General features: G+C 45.3%; 3 protein-coding genes and 1 pseudogene. 3 read left to right on the top strand and 1 reads right to left on the bottom strand.

The annotated features are described in order from the left end of the window. Both ACTIE6_RS22940 and ACTIE6_RS22935 read left to right on the top strand, forming a co-directional pair. The coding region (locus ACTIE6_RS22940; RefSeq protein WP_439558851.1) for a glycoside hydrolase family 1 protein at positions 1–961 on the top strand (961 nt) is incomplete at its 5' end. A gap of 72 nt (positions 962–1,033) precedes the next feature. Beyond that, positions 1,034–1,390 (top strand): hypothetical protein, encoded by a 357-nt coding sequence (locus tag ACTIE6_RS22935; RefSeq protein WP_439558850.1) that lies wholly within the window; start codon positions 1,034–1,036, stop codon positions 1,388–1,390. Here the strand turns inward: ACTIE6_RS22935 and ACTIE6_RS22930 are convergent, their stop codons facing one another. After that, positions 1,391–1,618 (bottom strand): hypothetical protein, encoded by a 228-nt coding sequence (locus ACTIE6_RS22930; RefSeq protein ID WP_439558849.1) that lies wholly within the window; start codon positions 1,616–1,618, stop codon positions 1,391–1,393. A gap of 265 nt (positions 1,619–1,883) precedes the next feature. On the opposite strand from ACTIE6_RS22930, the pseudogene ACTIE6_RS22925 reads away from it, so the two are divergent. Further along, positions 1,884–2,266 (top strand): annotated as a pseudogene (locus ACTIE6_RS22925) (DUF4097 family beta strand repeat-containing protein); the annotation flags it as partial.

The following is a 2,266-nucleotide window of genomic DNA, read 5'->3' as shown; positions in this document are numbered from 1 at the left end:
GCCCCAGGCGCTGGAAGATCTTGGTGGCTGGACAAACCGGCAGGTTGTAGACTGGTTTTCTGAGTACGCAGCCATTTGCGCCGCAGCTTTCGGAGACCGTGTCAAGAACTGGATCATACTGAATGAACCTATGGCGGTAGCAGGGCTTGGTTACACAACCGGTTTGCATGCGCCTGGCAAAAAAGGTATCTGGAATTTTCTTCCTGCAGTGCACCACCTTGCTTTGTGCCAGGCCGAAGGCGGAAGGAAAGTCCGCGCACTTGTACCGGGTGCATTCATTGGTACTTCTGTTTCCTGTTCTTATGTGTATCCGGAGTCGGGTAGCGCAGCAGATATCCGTGCTGCGAAAAGAGCTGACGCGGTGATGAACAAGCTTTTTGTCGAGCCGGCGCTCGGGCTGGGTTATCCTGTTCAGGATTTTCCTTTTTTGTCAAATCTGAATCGTTTCATGCGTGAAGGAGATTTGGAAAAATTGAGATTTGACTTTGATTTTCTGGGTGTACAAAACTATTTCAGCGTTGTCGTAAAACATTCCTGGCTCGCTCCGGTAGTCTGGCTGAAAGAAGTGCCTGCCAAACTGAGGAACGTACCGGTTACCAGCATGGGGTGGGAAGTAGATGCAGACGGAATGTACAAGATTCTGAAACAGTACGCTGCTTATGAAGGTATTAAGGAAATCATTGTGTCAGAAAGCGGTGCCGCCTTTGAGGATCATTATGTAAACGGAAAAGTAGCTGATCCCGAGCGCAGGCAATATTTTGAAGATTATCTGGCTGCAATCCTCATAGCAAAAAATGAAGGCGTGAAAGTGAATGGATACCTCGCGTGGACTTTGATGGACAATTTCGAATGGGCGGAAGGATATGCTGCGAGGTTCGGACTGATTTTTGTTGACTTCAAGACGCAGCAGCGGACGATCAAAGAGTCGGGTTTGTGGTTCAAATCTTTTTTAAACGCGTAAATCGATCGATTGCATTTGCAACCAATGATGCGGATTGTAAGTCATTCAGCAAACCTGTAAACTCATTACAACATGAAAATCCTCATTGTACTTTTCGGCCTGCTTGCCTGGATAGGCTGCCACGATGATAAAAGCGTGCTCGACGATGAAGTAATGGAAGTGGAAGCAACCTGGACGAATCAGCTGGCGTCTGACGGTTGTTCGTGGCATTTCAGCGTTTCAAACAAGGATAGTACCTGGTCGCTGCTGCCGGACGAAGCTTCACGCAAGACAATTGAAGCAGAACTTGGGGCTAGCACAGGTTCTTACAGCTTCACGCCAGTTCAATTGAAGTACAGCAAGACCGGAAAAAAAGCCGCTGTTCAATGCGGCTGGGGTAAGACGGGTACTTTCGACGAAATCAAGGTAATTGCAATACGCAAAAAATAGTTACAGGTTCAGGATATTCTTCGCCTCTTTCTCAGAATAGTAGGGGCCTAATTCCGCCTCCTCTATAATTTCCTGCACCTGCTCCTCTGTGGCAGGTGTTGCTTTTTCGTGATGTTCAATCTGGTTGTCTACGTGCAGGGTAATCAGGCCTCTTTGTTCCAGAGTTTGCAGGATTTTGGTTACCAATGCATTGTCTGTATCATTAACCTGGATTTGGTAAGTTTTCATAAGTATTTTGAGTTTGGACTTAGAAACTCAAAAATCGTTCCTGCCGGTTATTGTTGTTGAAAACACGTGCGCGTTATACTTCGAAATTGTCCGGATTTGAACAGTATTGATAAGGCAAGTGGTTGTTTTACAATTACTTACTTTGTGGCTTTATTTTATTGTTTATTATTTTAAATAGACAAAGATTTGCTGAAACCAGTGATTTATCCAGCGCCGCGCAACTTCTTCCTTGTTTTAAGCATCATTGAGCAAACATCTGATAATCATGAAAAAAAGACATTTACTTCTGATCGCACTTCCATTACTGTTATCTGCCGGCGCGATGGCGCAGTCTGACAACGAGCAACCTTACGTTTCCAAGAAGTTCACAAGCGCATCTTTGAAAGAGCTTGTTGTTGAAACTTCGGGAGGATCCATTTCAGTAACCGGTGGACAAAGTGATGGTTTTAAGGTGGATATGTTTGTAAGACCAAACAACTTCAATGGAAAAGACCAGCTTTCGAAAGACGAGATCGAAGACAGGCTTGAAGATTACGATATCCTGATTGGAACAGAGGGGAACAGGGTAGTGGCTACCGCCAAACGGAAATCGGGTACTACCTGGAACAACAAAAAGAGTATTTCAATCGGGTTCAAAGTGTATGCGCC

The organism is Dyadobacter sp., from assembly GCF_051859145.1.
In the GTDB taxonomy this organism is placed as follows: Bacteria; Bacteroidota; Bacteroidia; order Cytophagales; family Spirosomataceae; genus Dyadobacter.
The sequence above is the reverse complement of the archived record's forward strand: the minus strand, read 5'-3'. Positions and strand labels throughout refer to the sequence as shown.

Bases quoted from the DNA above. Each gene is read 5' to 3' on its own strand.
- ACTIE6_RS22935 (WP_439558850.1), top strand. From the start codon at position 1,034: ATGAAAATCCTCATTGTACTTTTCGGCCTGCTTGCCTGGATAGGCTGC.
- ACTIE6_RS22930 (WP_439558849.1), bottom strand. From the start codon at position 1,618: ATGAAAACTTACCAAATCCAGGTTAATGATACAGACAATGCATTGGTA.